Genomic DNA, 15,202 nt, shown 5'->3' with positions numbered 1-15,202 from the left:
ATTTGATACGTTTACTAGAATACTACTATCTGCTTGAAAAAGCAAGTGCTTAAAAGTTTTCGAAATATTCAGCTGCAAACCTTTTATCCTGCTCCAGCTGGGCAATGAGGGCATCGAGACCTTCAAACTTCTTCTCATCACGAATTCGTGTACACCATTTAACAGTGACTTCCTCACCATATATATGATCCTCAAAATCTAATAGATGGACCTCAACGGTCGGAATCTCCTCTTTCTCAGAGTGGAAGGTCGGCTTGTACCCTACATTACAAATGCCATTATGCCATGCTCCTTTTACGAGCATTCGTACACAATACACACCCACACCAGGCAAATAATAATCAGGGTCGACTTCCACATTGGCTGTCGGAAAGCCGAGCAGACGCCCTCTCTTCTCCCCGTCAACCACCTGTCCCTTCACATTGAATGGTCTTCCCAAGAGGCGTGCCGTCTCTTCCACATTCCCGCTTATAAGCTCCTTGCGTATTCTTGTTGAGCTTATTTTCTCGGAGTCAAGCTCCTGCTTGGAAACAATCGTCTGAGCGATTTGTCCATGTGTATACATTGGGAGGTCTTCCATTGTCCCTTTGCCGCGATGCCCATACGTATAGTCAAATCCAGCCACGATATGCTTCACATTCAAGGAAATTAAATATTCCTTCACGAAAGCCTCCGGACTCAGGCTTGCAAATTCCTTCGTAAAATGAACGATAAATAAATAATCAATCCCCATTTGCTCGATGAGAGCCACTTTCTCATTCATGGGCGTTAACTGTCTGACATGCTTGACTTCCTTATTTAATATAACGGACGGATGAGGGTCAAAAGTCATGACAGCCGTCTGAAGTCCTTTTTCCTTTCCCGCTTCTATAGCCGTTTGTATGACTTGGCGGTGCCCTGTGTGAACACCGTCAAAATAGCCAAGGGCAATGGCTAACGGGGGAAATTCATCCCCTTTAAATGTATGGGGATGATGAATCTTGATTATTTGCATAATGATTCCCCTTTTATCTAGTCTCCACCAATAGTTTACTATACATTTGGTATAACTTTAACAGGTTTGCATAACCCTTTCTTCTCCGGATGATGATGATAGACAGCCAAGAGTTTTTCCTGTTCATTCAAAACCGCAAAAGGACTTTGTATTTCCCCTGCCAGGAGATCGCGTTCAGACAGAACAGCGCCATTTTGAACCCTTGAGGCAATGTCTGGAGACACCTGAAGCCTTGGCAGGTCCACGATTCCTTCTTCAATAGGTCTTAAAACGCTCTGGACTTCCCCATTTTCTGCTAGTTCGCTCAAGCGCTCTAAGCTGATGGCATCCTCCAGTGTGAAGCGCGCCGACCTCGAACGGACTAATTTAGACATATGTGCGGGAAAGCCTAATTGTTCACCAATCATGCAGGATAAGGTTCGGATATACGTTCCTTTTCCGCAAGCGACACGGAATTTGAACGAGATGGAGTCCCCTTCGAACACATCTCTGTCATCAAGAAGCTCTATCTCATAGATTCGCACCTTTCTTGATGGGATCTCTACCTCCTGGCCTTTTAACGCATACTCATACAATCGTTTTCCATTCACCTTCACCGCTGAATAGATGGGGGGTGTCTGCGTAATTTCCCCTGTCAAGGAGTCGAAAATGGCTAGAATCTCTTCACGCTTAATCACCCTGTCCACTTTCTTCTCGCTGACAATGTCGCCTGAGGCATCCTCCGTTGTTGTAGACCAGCCAAGCGTTACTTCCCCTATGTATTCCTTTCCGGCATCGGTAATATACTCTGCAACCCGTGTAGCCTTTCCGAGGCAGATTGGCAGAACACCTGTCACATCGGGATCAAGGGTCCCTGTATGTCCGACCTTTTTCATTTTGAGAATCTTCCTCACCTTAATAATGCAATCGTGGGAGGTCGCTCCTGCCGGCTTATTCAAAATGAGAATTCCATTTAATTCACTCACTTCATCACATCATTTCCATAAAAAATTTCGCTCACACAGAAAAGGGATAGACATAAATGTCTATCCTACTCTTCCTCATTCTTCTCTTCTTTATGAATTTGGTGGAGAAGGCTTTCGATTCGATTTCCATAATCGATGGATTCATCGAATTCAAACAGCAATTCCGGCGTCTTGCGCAGACGAATACGCTGTCCAAGCTCGGAGCGGATGAATCCCTTTGCTTTCTCAAGGCCTTTAAGCGTATCCTCTCTCTTTTCAGCGTCTCCCAAAACAGAGATATACACTTTTGCCTGCTGAAGATCGCCTGATACTTCAACATCAGTGACCGTCACAAATCCTACCCTCGGGTCTTTTAGCTTACGACCAAGGATATCGCTAAGTTCTTTTTTCATTTGTTCCCCAACACGGGTCGATCTAAGGCTCATATTTTCACCTCTTTTAAAACCATTCTATTGATGTAACTGTACGTTCGATTTCCGGGAAAGAATCCAAATAAGCAATAGCTCTTTGTAATTCCCTTTCCGTAGAGACCTTAGAGGAGGAGACAACGACGATGGCGATCACCGTTCGCTGCCATGTATCCTGAAAGTCCACTTCTGCAACAGAAGCGTTGAATTTTTGTTTCAAACGGGTGATGACCCTTTGCAGAACTGCTCTCTTTTCCTTTAATGAATGCACATCAGGAATCAGACATTCACATTCTGCGGCGCCAATCATGCTCGTTTGATTTCCTCCATGACATAGGCTTCAATAACGTCGCCTTCTTTAATGTCATTGAAGTTCTTGATTGTGATACCGCACTCATAGCCTTGAGCGACTTCTTTCACATCATCTTTAAAGCGTTTAAGCGTATCTAGCTCTCCTTCAAAGATAACGATTCCTTCACGAATAAGGCGGATTCCGCTGTTACGCGTGATTTTACCGTCAGTCACATAGCTTCCGGCAATCGTACCGACTTTAGAGATTTTAATCGTTTGGCGAACCTCTGCTTGCCCGATGACTTTTTCTTCATATTCAGGGTCAAGCATCCCTTTCATCGCAGCTTCAATCTCTTCAATCGCTTTATAGATAATACGGTGAAGACGTACGTCCACTTTTTCAGATTCAGCAGCGCGTTTTGCGTTAGCATCAGGTCTAACGTTAAATCCGATGACAATCGCATTGGATGCAGCTGCAAGGATGATATCAGATTCAGTGATCGCCCCTACACCAGCATGGATGATTTTCACTTTCACGCCTTCTACTTCAATCTTTTGAAGAGAAGCGGCTACAGCCTCAACAGAGCCTTGTACGTCACCTTTAACGATGATGTTAATTTCTTTAACTTCCCCTTGTTTAAGCTGGTCAAACAAGTTTTCAAGCGTCACGCGGGAGCTTTCATTACGAGAAGCAAGCAATTGTTTCTGTGCACGAGCTTCCCCGACTTGACGAGCAGTCTTCTCATCACTAAAGACAACAAAGCGGTCGCCTGCTTGCGGCACTTCGTTCAATCCAGTGATTTCAATTGGAGTAGATGGGCCGGCTTCTTTCACACGGCGGCCTAAATCATTGACCATTGCACGTACTTTACCGAACGTATCGCCGACAACGATTGGATCACCAACGCGAAGTGTTCCATTTTGCACCAACAGTGTCGCTACTGAACCGCGGCCTTTATCAAGCTCTGCTTCAATAACGGTACCGATTGCTTTACGATTAGGATTGGCTTTATATTCATTTACCTCGCTGACAAGCAAGATCATTTCAAGCAATTGATCGATTCCTTCGCCTTTTTTAGCAGACATCGGAACAAAGATAGTATCCCCGCCCCACTCTTCTGGTACTAGGCCATTTTCCACCAATTCCTGTTTCACGCGATCAGGGTTGGCACCTTCTTTATCCATTTTATTGACAGCAACGATGATTGGCACTTCTGCAGCTTTTGCATGGTTGATTGCTTCAATCGTTTGCGGCATAACACCATCGTCTGCTGCAACGACAATAATCGTGATATCTGTTACTTGAGCACCACGTGCACGCATCGTAGTAAAGGCGGCGTGTCCTGGTGTATCAAGGAAGGTAATCTTCTTGCCGTCTACTTCTACTTGGTAGGCACCAATATGCTGGGTAATACCGCCTGCTTCGCCTTCCGTTACCTTTGTATTACGGATGGCATCAAGCAAGGTTGTTTTCCCATGGTCAACGTGTCCCATAATCGTAACGACTGCTGGGCGTTCCACCGTATTTTCTTCTGGATTTTCATCGTCTGCAATGACCGCTTCAAGGTCAGTAACATCGACTTTGATGATTTCTTCTACTTCTACACCGTAGTCTGCACAGATTAATTCAATCGCGTCCTTATCCAGTTCTTGGTTAATGGTTGCCATTACACCAAGCATGAATAATTTCTTGATGATTTCACTCGGCTCACGGTGAATTTTTTTACTTAGTTCAAGGACAGAAAGTGATTCTGTAAACGTGATTTTTTCTGGTAATTCACGTTCTTTCCTTGGAGTTGGCTGATGCTGTGATTTATTTTGGTGACGTTGATTGCCACGTTTATTTTTATTATTTCTGTTATTTTTGAAGTTTCCTCTTCTTTGATTATCTTGCACGCTTTTTTTCCCTTCATTACCCTTAGTTGCCGGTTTATTCTTTGTATTATTATTATTTGTTGAATTCTGGTTGTTTCTTCCCCCAGATTGGTTTTGCCTTTGACCTTGTGCTGCACTCGCTGCAGGTCTGGTATTTGCTTGGCCGCTTCGATTTGTCTGCGGCTTTTTTTGCTGCCCGTTTTGATTCACTCGGTTTTGGTTCTGGTTTTGATTGTCTCTAGTTTGAGCAGCTGGAGAAGACTGGGACTTTGATGATGCAGGATTGAACAGCTTTTCAAGCCTTTCAACTGCATTATCTTCCAAGGCCGTCATGTGATTCGAGACCTCAATCCCCATATCCTTCAGTTTATTAATCACTACTTTACTAGACACATTGTTCTTCTTCGCATATTCATATACACGTACTTTACCCATTCCTTCACCCCCGAATTAGTTAATCGAGCAAGGAGTTTAATTTCTGTGCAAATCCCTCATCTTGTACGGAGACGACCACTCTCGCTTCTTTTCCAATTGCTTCTCCAAGCATGGAACGATCTTGGACCTTTCGAAGCGGCACTCCGTAAAAATGACATTTGTCGGTGATTTTCTTTTCCGTATTAACAGAAGCATCCATTGATAATAAAACCAATTTCGCCCGATTGGAACGAATTTCCTTTATGACCAATTCTTCCCCGGAAATAACTTTTCTCGCTCGATATGCGAGTCCCAAAAGGGACATCCACTTCTTGTTCATTGTCGTCATTTTTTCTCCTTAGCCGCCAGTTCCAATAGTTCATCATAAATGGAAGCAGGCACGTCAGCATCTAAATGATTTGACAGGCTGTTTTTCTTTTTGGCAGCGTTAATGGCTTCCTCAGAAAGGCTCAAATAGGCTCCACGGCCGGATTTCTTCCCGGTTGGATCAATTGATACCTCTCCTTCCTTGGAACGAACAATCCGGATCATTTCTTTCTTTGGCTTCATTTCACCGGTGCCGATACATTTCCTTAATGGTATCTTTTTACGGTTGTTCACCATCATCACCTCACCAATACTTTTTACTCTTCACTATCGTCATCGAGTCCAAATGTGAACCCGGTGAATTCCATTTCTTCTTCTTCATTGTCACGCACGACAGGGTAGATACCTGCTTCACGCGCATCTGTTTCACTCTTGATGTCAATCTTCCAGCCTGTCAGCTTCGCAGCAAGGCGGGCATTTTGACCGCGTTTTCCGATAGCGAGTGATAATTGATAGTCTGGTACGATAACTGTAGTAGCTTTTTCCTCTTCATTCACGATGACCTCAAGCACCTTAGAAGGGCTAAGTGCATTCGCAACGAATACGACAGGATCTTCAGACCATTTAACAATATCGATTTTCTCGCCTTTTAATTCGTTGACGATCGCTTGGACACGCTGCCCTTTTGGACCAACACATGCACCGACCGGGTCAACTTCTGGATTATCAGAATACACGGAGATCTTAGAACGGTCACCCGCTTCACGTGCAACAGATTTGATTTCAACCGTACCATCGAAAATCTCAGGCACTTCAAGCTCAAACAAGCGCTTTAATAATCCTGGGTGTGTACGGGATACAAAGATTTGCGGCCCTTTAGATGTTTTCTCCACCTTAGTCAGGAATACTTTGTAGCGCTCGTGCGGCTGGTAGCTTTCGTTTGGCATTTGCTCATTTGCTGGTAGCAAAGCCTCCGTTTTGCCAAGAGCCACATAAATATATTTAGAATCACGACGTTGGACAATGCCTGTCATGATATCCTCTTCACGATCAATGAATTCGTTATAGACGATTCCTCTTTCAGCTTCACGGACACGCTGTGTGACGACCTGTTTAGCTGTTTGTGCTGCGATGCGGCCAAAGTTCTTTGGCGTAACCTCAAGTTCGACTACATCTTCAAGCTCATAGTTTGGATTGATGCCTTTAGCCTCATCAAGGGAAATTTCAAGACGGGAGTCAAATACTTCATCCACAATTTCTTTACGAGCAAACACTCTCATGGATCCATTCATTAAATTGAAATCCACGCGAACGTTTTGCGCTTGATTAAAGTTTCTTTTGTATGCTGATACAAGAGCAGCTTCAATGGCTTCTACAAGAACATCTCTTGAAATGCCTTTTTCCTTTTCTAAAATGGTCAGTGCATCGAGTAATTCATTACTCATCTTACTAATCCCCTCCTAAAATCTACCCCTTATGAAAAGCTGACGGCAAGTCTTGCCTTTGCAATCTTATCATAGGGAATGACAAGTTCCTTTTTACGTGTTTTAATTTTGATTTCAAGCGTAACCTGAGAACCGTCAAAATCCTTCAGGGTGCCTTCAAACTCTTTCTCATTGTCAATCGGCTCATACGTTTTGACATGGACATTCTTGCCGATTGCCTTTATATAATCCTGGTCTTTCTTCAAAGGACGCTCTGCCCCTGGTGAAGAAACCTCTAGGAAATAATTATTGGAAATAGGGTCCTTTTCATCCAGCTGTTCACTCAGCTTCTCAGAAACGAGGCCGCATTCCTCAATATCCACGCCTCCGTCCTTATCGATATACACTCTAAGGAACCAATTTCTGCCCTCTTTAACATATTCAACTTCCACGAGCTCGAGGTTTAACTCTTCAAGGATCGGGGCAGCCATCTCCTCGACGATCTCTGTTACTTTCTTGCTCATACCTTCACTCCTTTACGGCCTATGTATGCGACTGAATATCATCCTAATACAAACGAAAGAGTGGGTTTCCCCACTCTTTAGCACATACGTATCAGCAGTAATTCTTACTTGAATATAACATAAAGTTATCGAATTTGCAAATAACCGTGCCTTTCCTAGAACAAGGATAGCTGGTTTTGATCTGGCATATTTTCAAGGCATCCATGATTATCCAAGTATTCTAAGATAGTTTTTGATACCTTACCTCTTTGCTGCAAGTCTTCCTTGGATAAGAATTCGCCTGTTTCTCTAGCTTTCACAATATTATAGGCAGCATTCGTACCAAGTCCTGGTATCGAATTAAACGGCGGGATCAGCGTATTCCCTTCAATGATAAATTCTGTTGCGCTTGAGCGGTACAAATCTACCTTCTGGAAGCTGAATCCGCGCTCACACATCTCCAAGGCTATCTCAAGCACCGTCATCAAGTTCTTCTCCTTCGTGCTCGCATCAAGACCCTTTTGGTTGATCTCATCGATACGGGAACGAATCATTTGAGATCCCTTCACCATGGCATCAATATCGAAATCCTCCGCCCTGACTGTAAAGTATGCCGCATAGTAGAGAAGCGGATGATGGACTTTGAAATAGGCAATCCGAACCGCCATAAGGACATAGGCCGCGGCATGGGCTTTCGGGAACATGTATTTAATCTTTTTACAGGACCCAATATACCAAGCCGGAACTTTGTTCTTAAGCATTTCTTCTTCCATATCCTCTGTCAGTCCTTTCCCCTTACGAACGGACTCCATAATCTTGAAGGCAAGGGATGGCTCCAGCCCTTGGTAGATCAAGTAGACCATAATGTCATCACGGCAGCCGATAACCTCGCTCAGGTTACAAATATTCTCCTGAATGAGCTCCTGGGCATTGCCTAGCCATACATCTGTTCCATGGGATAGACCGGAAATCTGAACAAGCTCCGCAAATGTAGTTGGTTTTGTATCCTCAAGCATTTGGCGGACGAATCGTGTCCCGAATTCAGGAACGCCGAGCGTACCGGTCTTACAATTAATTTGCTCTTCCGTGACACCGAGCACCTCCGGCGAGCTGAAGATCTTCATGACTTCCGGATCATCCGTTGGAATCGTCTTTGGATCGATGCCGCTTAAATCCTGAAGCATCCGGATAACGGTCGGGTCATCGTGTCCCAGTATATCCAGCTTCAAAATATTATCGTGGATGGAGTGGAAATCAAAGTGGGTCGTTCTCCACTCTGAATCACTATCATCTGCCGGGTATTGAATAGGGGTGAAATCATAGATGTCCATATAATCAGGTACAACGATAATCCCGCCCGGGTGCTGACCAGTTGTCCGCTTAACACCTGTACAGCCGCTGACTAAACGATCCGTCTCAGCTGAACGAAGATGAAGATTATTATCATTAGCGTAACCGCGGACATAGCCATAGGCTGTTTTCTCTGCGACCGTACCGATTGTTCCCGCACGGTACACATAATCTTCCCCGAACAATACCTTCGTATAATTGTGGGCCTGCGGCTGATATTCACCTGAGAAGTTCAAGTCAATATCTGGTACCTTATCTCCTTTAAACCCTAGGAATGTTTCAAACGGAATGTCATGTCCATCTTTAATGTACGGCACATGGCAATCCGGACATTCCTTATCAGGAAGGTCAAATCCAGAGCCGACGGAACCGTCATTAAAGAATTCCGATTGCTTGCATTTCGGACATACATAATGCGGCGGAAGCGGATTTACCTCGGTGATCTCTGTCATTGTCGCAACAAAGGAAGACCCGACTGAACCACGGGAACCAACGAGGTATCCATCATCAAGCGACTTCTTAACAAGCTTATGCGAAATCAAATAAATAACGGCGAACCCATGGCCGATGATACTCTTCAATTCTTTCTCAAGTCGTGCTTCAACAATTTCCGGCAGGTTCTCCCCATAAATCATTCTTGCCCTGCCATAACTCATGGAACGAATTTCTTCATCCGCTCCTTCAATCTTCGGTGTATATAAGTCATCCTTGATTGGCTTGATCTCTTCAATCATATCTGCGACCTTATGTGTATTGGAGACAACGATTTCCTTTGCTTTTTCCTCACCAAGGAAAGAGAACGCGCGGAGCATTTCATCTGTCGTGCGGAAATGAACATCCGGCAAGGAATGGCGGTTCAACGGATTGGCACCACCCTGCGAGTTAATCAAAATCTTGCGGTAGATCTTATCGTTCGGGTTTAAATAATGAACATTACCCGTCGCCACAACCGGTTTATTTTGTCTTTCGCCGATTTTCACGATATTCGCAATGATGGATTCAAGTGCTTTATCATTACGCACAAGCTCCATTTCAATCAGAGGCGCATAGACCTCCTTCGGATGTACCTCAAGATAATCATAAAACTCAGCTGCTTCCTCTGCCTCTTCAAAGGATTTCTGCATCATGTTCTCAAACACTTCACCGCGGTCACAGCCTGAACCGACTAGGATGCCTTCCCGGTATTTCGTCAGGATAGACCTAGGCAGACGCGGCACACGATAGAAATAATTCAAATGAGCGATGGAGACAAGCTTGAATAAATTCTTCAAGCCCTCCTGGGTTTGCGCAAGCAAGGTGCAATGGTATGGTCTTGCCCGCTGGAAGGCCTTGCCTTTCCCCATATTGTCATTCAGCTGATTATGGTTAACGATGCCTTTCTCATTAGCATCCTTCAGCATTTTCATGAGCAAATGTCCGGTCGTTTCAGCATCATAGATGGCACGGTGATGCTGAACGAGCTCGACATCGAATTTCTTCGCCAAATTGTTCAAGCGGTGGTTCTTCATATCCGGATAGAGGAAACGTGCTAATTCAAGCGTGTCAATAACCGGATTTTCGGCTTTGCCGAAATTCAGCTTCTTATAGCCCATGTTCAAGAAGCCCATATCAAAGCTTGCGTTATGGGCAACAAAAATGCTGTCTCCGGCCCAATCCTTGAATTTTGTCAGTACCTCATCGACCTCTGGAGCATTTTCAACAAGATCGTCCGTAATGCCCGTTAAATTAATGGTCGTTGAAGACAGCTTATGGTGCGGGTTGGCAAATGACTCAAAACGGTCAATGATTTCTCCGTTTTTCATCTTAACAGCAGCAAGCTCAATGATTGTGTCATAAATGGCCGATAAACCTGTCGTTTCAACGTCAAAAACGACATAGGTGCTGTCCTCTAATACGAGATCCTGCGGGTTATAGGCAATCGGCACACCATCATCAATCAAGTTAACCTCAACCCCGTACAGAATCTTGATTCCGTTCTTCTTACCGGCTGAATAAGCCTCAGGGAAGGACTGAGCAACGGCATGATCGGTGACGGCAACCGCCGGATGACCCCATTTCGCTGCCTGTGCAACAAGGGCTGAGACAGGAGTAACGGCATCCATTTGACTCATCGGTGTATGAAGGTGAAGCTCAACACGCTTTTCTCCCTCAGGTGCTTGGTCAACACGCTGTTTGCCGGCGATTTCATTAATATCATTGGCAATCATGACTAAGTCACGAACGAAGGTGTCATTTTGCACACTTCCTTGCACCCTCATCCACATGCCTTTTTTCACGCGTGCCAATTGAACAGCATCCTCTTTATCACGAGAGAACACCTTTACAAGGATACTGTTTGTATAATCGGTAATCTTGAAGGTAAGCAGTGTCCGTCCGCTCTTTAATTCACGAGTCTCTGCATCAAATACATATCCTTCAATGGCAATGCGGCGTTCTTCCTCCACAATCTCATCGATTGCCTTGAAATCCGCATCAGGCTTAATCTTATACCCAATGACAAGCGGTCCATCATCAATTGGGGCATCATCCTTCGATTCAGCCGCTTTTCGCATCTCTTGAACGGCCTGCATTGCTTTCGCTTCGTCCTCTTCTTGCTTTTTCTTCCTGAAGATTTCCATCTCATCACTGAAAATGGAGGAATCAACAACCGCATCCAGCTGAAGGGGCGGGAAGCCGAAGCCTTGATACACATCTGATATCAATCCGGCATACTTTCTTTTCAGCTGTCCTGCCTCTGCTTCATTCCTTGCCTTAATAATGATTTTATTCCCCTCAACCGAAGGACTTTGGCCATGAAGAAGCTCTAGGATTGCAGGTGAGATGCCATCTATTTCTCCTATACAATTCTTCCAATATTCTATAATTAATTCCTTTGACGGCAAGGGATTTCTTACCGTTACAGAATACCCTACAGAAGCGATTGGTGAGAAGGATTGAATCAATTGTGTCGTAAAGCGTGTCCATACGCTGCAAGGAATGATTTGGTCAAAGCTGAAGAAGAAATGCCATTTGCGGGCAACCTTTTCTATGACCACTCTCTCAATTTCTGCGTTATGAAAATGCTGTACGACGGCATCTTCAGTCAGCTGAAGCTGTTGAAGAAGCGTTCTGAATTTATCTTGTTTCATGCGAGAATTCTCTTCCATATCAATCTCTCCCAAAAGTCATTCTCATACTCGTCTAGTCATTATAACATAAGTCTGTTTTCGATAATGCCTGTCCTTTAAAGATTCAATCTTCCATACAGTTCGATTTATCCCGCACTAAACGGGCTTGAAGAACTCCCGCTGATGGAAGTTTCACTTTATCCCGCACTAACGGACAGTAATCCCTCCTCCTATTAACCATAAGGAAATCAAGAAGCATATAGGGCGGGCTTCAACTGTCCGTAAGTGCCCGATTGGTTCTACTAACCACCTGCGGGCTTGAAGATGCCCGCTGATGGAAGTTTCACTTTATCGCCATTATCGGCAACAGCCTGAAAAGAAAGAATAGGCTCTCCCTGACCTGCCAGGGAGAGCCATCATTATCGCTTTTTATCAGCCGATTAAGGTCTTAAGACGCTCAAGTAATTCACCTGCAGGAATCTCAAAGCTTTCGCCATTTTTTCTAAGCTTCACTTCGACAATGCCTTCAGATGCCTTCTTGCCGACTGTCACACGAACCGGCAATCCAATTAGGTCAGAATCAGCGAATTTAACACCCGCTCTCTCTGGGCGGTCATCAATGAGCACATCATAACCCGCTCTAGAGAGCTGTTCATATAAGTCTTCACCTAATTGCTTTTGTGCTTCATCCTTCATATTCACCGGAATCAGGTGAACTTGATATGGAGCAATATTTACCGGCCAAATTAAGCCTTTATCATCATTGAATTGTTCTGCAATGGCAGAAACGGTACGGGATACACCAATTCCATAGCAGCCCATGATCATTGGCTTTTGACGTCCATTTTCATCAAGAATCATCCCGTTCATGGATTCACTGTAACGGGTGCCAAGCTTGAAGACATGTCCAACCTCAATCCCTTTTGCGAATTGAATGGTTCCTTGTCCATCTGGAGAAGGGTCGCCCTCTTGAATGAAGCGCAAGTCTTCATATTGTACGGATGGGAAATCACGGTCCGGATTGACGTTCACATAATGGAATCCATCTTCATTGGCGCCGGATACGGCATTTTCCATCATTTCAACAGCTGCATCTGCCACGACCTTCACATCGCTTGTCTTCATGTGGACAGGCCCGAGTGATCCGAAGCTGACTCCAAGGATTTCTTTCGTTTCTTCCGGTGTTGCCGGTTCAACGATTGCCGCATTGAACATATTTTTGAGCTTAATATCATTCAATTCATGATCGCCTCTGACCAATACAACAACAAATTGGTCATCAACCTTCCAGAGCAATGTTTTGATGCATTTCTCAGCCGGTACATTTAAGAAGCTGGACACTTCTTCAATCGTTTTTTGATCTGGCGTTTCGATTTTTTCTAATTCCTTTGCTGCTTCCCCAGCTTTAACGGCTGTATTGACAACAGGCGCCATTTCGATGTTGGCAGCGAAAGTCGATGTATCTGAATACGCGATTGTATCCTCACCGATTTCTGAGAGAACCATGAACTCATGCGTATCTTTACCGCCCATTGCTCCAGAATCGGCAATGACAGCACGGAAATTCAAACCGCAGCGACTGAAGATATTGGAGTATGCCGTAAATAAGCGGTCATAAACCTCATCTAGGCTTTCCTGGCTTGAGTGGAAGGAATAAGCGTCCTTCATAATGAATTCTCTGCCGCGAAGCAATCCGAAACGAGGACGTTTTTCATCGCGGAATTTCGTTTGAATCTGATAAAGTGTCAATGGTAATTTCTTGTAGGATTTAACCTCATCGCGAAGAAGGCTTGTAATGACCTCCTCATGTGTCGGCCCAAGAGCAAACTCACGATTATGGCGGTCATGCATGCGCATAAGCTCCGGTCCGTAGGAATTCCATCTGCCGGATTCCTGCCACAGCTCAGCCTGCTGCAAGGTCGGCATTAATAATTCTACCGCTCCTGCTCGCTCCATCTCTTCACGGATGATTTTTTCTACATTTTGAATTACCTTTAATCCAAGCGGAAGGTAGCTATAAATTCCGCTGGCTGTTTGACGCATAAATCCAGCACGAAGTAAAAGCTGATGGCTTTTTACTTCAGCATCAGACGGCACCTCTCTCAAAGTAGGGATAATCGTCATACTTTGTCTCATTATCATTTCACCTTTCTATCAATCACAATTGGGCTTCATACATAGATGATAGGGGCTTTTACGCAGCCCCTATCAAGATTTGTTTATTAAGAAGCTCTGAAGGAATCCAGCCTGCCTGCTGTTCCTCCGTCACATTTCTCTTTTAAAAGAAGAAGCGCTGTATATCATTCCATGTTACCACAATCATCAAGAGCATCAAGAGGGCAAATCCAATAAAATGGACAATTCCTTCCTTCTGCTTATCGATTGGCTTTCCTCGAACAGCTTCGATGGCAATGAACAGCAATCGCCCTCCATCAAGAGCCGGAAGCGGGAGCAGGTTCATAATCCCTAGGTTAATGCTCAATACGCCTGCCCATTTCAATAAATAAATCGTACCTGATTTAGCCACTTCCTCGGTTGATACATAAATACCAACAGGGCCGGATAATTGATCAATATCAAAACCGCCTGTTACTAAGTCTCCAAGTATAATGAAGATCTGTTTCGTCCACAAATACGTTTCCGTAAACCCGTGGCCCACCGCTTTCACAAATGATTTTTCGGTTGGGGCATATACCCCGATAATGCCGCGTTTACCGGCTGCATCCTCCACTAATTTAGGAGTGACGGTCAATTCCTCTGTTGCCCCATCACGTTCAACAATGAAATCTAATTCATTATTGGCGTTTTTCTGGATTGTTTTTTGGATTTCTTCCCAAGATCCCATTTCATCTCCATTAATGGACTTGACGACATCTCCTTCTTTCAATCCTGAGGTGATGGCTGGACCATCCTCTGTCAATTTACCTAAAACAGGATCATTGACGACAACGCCTTGAATCATCCCGATAATCATGAAAATGACAGCAGCTAACACAAAATTCATCATCGGACCCGCAAATATGGCCAATGCCCGCTGTCCGACTGTCTTAGAAGAGAACTGCCTGTCATAAGGGGCTATTTGCAGCTCCAGTCCATCCTCTACGATAATGGCCTTCGGATGAACCTTAAAGGTCTTAAGGGAGTCTTCCTCCCCTTCTTCATAACCGCGAATAATCAATTGATGATCAAGGTCCGCCTCTTCTACTTCAATCATTCTCGCTTCAGGATACTTATCCTTATTAGTGACAATGATCTTATCGACTTCATCCTTTTCATTGCATAAAATACCTATGCGATGTCCAGGCTTCAATTCAATCGCTTCAGCATCCTCTCCTGCCATCCGGACATAACCCCCGAGAGGAAGGAGACGAATGGTATAGACGGTTTCATTCTTTGTAATCGTAAATATTTTCGGACCAAAACCAATGGCAAATTCACGGCAAAGAATTCCTGCCCTCTTGGCAAAGATTAAATGGCCCAATTCATGGAAAAACACCAATCCGCCAAATATGAGGATAAACGCTATTATTGTTTGCACTTAATCG

Annotated in this window: 12 protein-coding genes; all 12 read right to left on the bottom strand. The window is 44.4% G+C overall.

What is annotated here, in order from left to right:
• Nucleotides 1–49 precede the first annotated feature (49 nt).
• Nucleotides 50–994 (bottom strand): bifunctional riboflavin kinase/FAD synthetase, encoded by a 945-nt coding sequence (locus tag ACY8DX_RS07735; protein ID WP_049671389.1) that lies wholly within the window; start codon nt 992–994, stop codon nt 50–52.
• 38 nt (nt 995–1,032) lie between these two features.
• Entirely contained in the window at nt 1,033–1,959 is a 927-nt protein-coding gene (gene truB / locus ACY8DX_RS07730) for a tRNA pseudouridine(55) synthase TruB (RefSeq protein WP_462406487.1), read from the bottom strand.
• A 65-nt stretch (nt 1,960–2,024) separates the two neighbouring features.
• Nucleotides 2,025–2,384: a 30S ribosome-binding factor RbfA gene (gene rbfA, locus ACY8DX_RS07725; protein WP_049671391.1), complete on the bottom strand. Its 360-nt coding sequence runs from the start codon at nt 2,382–2,384 to the stop codon at nt 2,025–2,027.
• A 13-nt stretch (nt 2,385–2,397) separates the two neighbouring features.
• A complete protein-coding gene (locus tag ACY8DX_RS07720; protein WP_439803436.1) occupies nt 2,398–2,676 on the bottom strand; it encodes a DUF503 domain-containing protein in 279 nt (92 codons plus the stop codon).
• A complete protein-coding gene (gene infB / locus ACY8DX_RS07715; protein WP_462406486.1) occupies nt 2,673–4,967 on the bottom strand; it encodes a translation initiation factor IF-2 in 2,295 nt (764 codons plus the stop codon). The genes ACY8DX_RS07720 and infB overlap by 4 nt, the downstream gene beginning before the upstream one ends.
• A 19-nt stretch (nt 4,968–4,986) precedes the next feature.
• Nucleotides 4,987–5,286 (bottom strand): YlxQ family RNA-binding protein, encoded by a 300-nt coding sequence (locus tag ACY8DX_RS07710; protein WP_049672951.1) that lies wholly within the window; start codon nt 5,284–5,286, stop codon nt 4,987–4,989.
• A 5-nt stretch (nt 5,287–5,291) separates the two neighbouring features.
• Nucleotides 5,292–5,567, bottom strand: coding sequence for an RNase P modulator RnpM (rnpM, locus tag ACY8DX_RS07705; RefSeq protein WP_049672952.1), 276 nt, complete (start codon nt 5,565–5,567; stop codon nt 5,292–5,294).
• A gap of 23 nt (nt 5,568–5,590) precedes the next feature.
• Entirely contained in the window at nt 5,591–6,718 is a 1,128-nt protein-coding gene (nusA, locus tag ACY8DX_RS07700) for a transcription termination factor NusA (protein ID WP_049671394.1), read from the bottom strand.
• A gap of 29 nt (nt 6,719–6,747) precedes the next feature.
• Complete coding sequence (rimP, locus tag ACY8DX_RS07695; protein WP_049671395.1) at nt 6,748–7,221, bottom strand: ribosome maturation factor RimP; 474 nt, start codon at nt 7,219–7,221, stop codon at nt 6,748–6,750.
• Between the two features lie 155 nt (nt 7,222–7,376).
• Nucleotides 7,377–11,696 (bottom strand): PolC-type DNA polymerase III, encoded by a 4,320-nt coding sequence (locus tag ACY8DX_RS07690; protein ID WP_439803437.1) that lies wholly within the window; start codon nt 11,694–11,696, stop codon nt 7,377–7,379.
• A gap of 393 nt (nt 11,697–12,089) precedes the next feature.
• On the bottom strand, nt 12,090–13,793 hold the full coding sequence (locus ACY8DX_RS07685; protein WP_439802932.1) for a proline--tRNA ligase: 1,704 nt from the start codon (nt 13,791–13,793) through the stop codon (nt 12,090–12,092).
• Between the two features lie 142 nt (nt 13,794–13,935).
• Nucleotides 13,936–15,195, bottom strand: coding sequence for an RIP metalloprotease RseP (gene rseP, locus ACY8DX_RS07680; protein ID WP_049671398.1), 1,260 nt, complete (start codon nt 15,193–15,195; stop codon nt 13,936–13,938).
• Between the last annotated feature and the right edge of the window lie 7 nt (nt 15,196–15,202).

It is taken from the genome of Gracilibacillus sp. Marseille-QA3620, from assembly GCF_054950035.1.
Note: the sequence above shows the minus strand (reverse complement) of the source record. Positions and strands in the feature narration are given on the sequence as shown.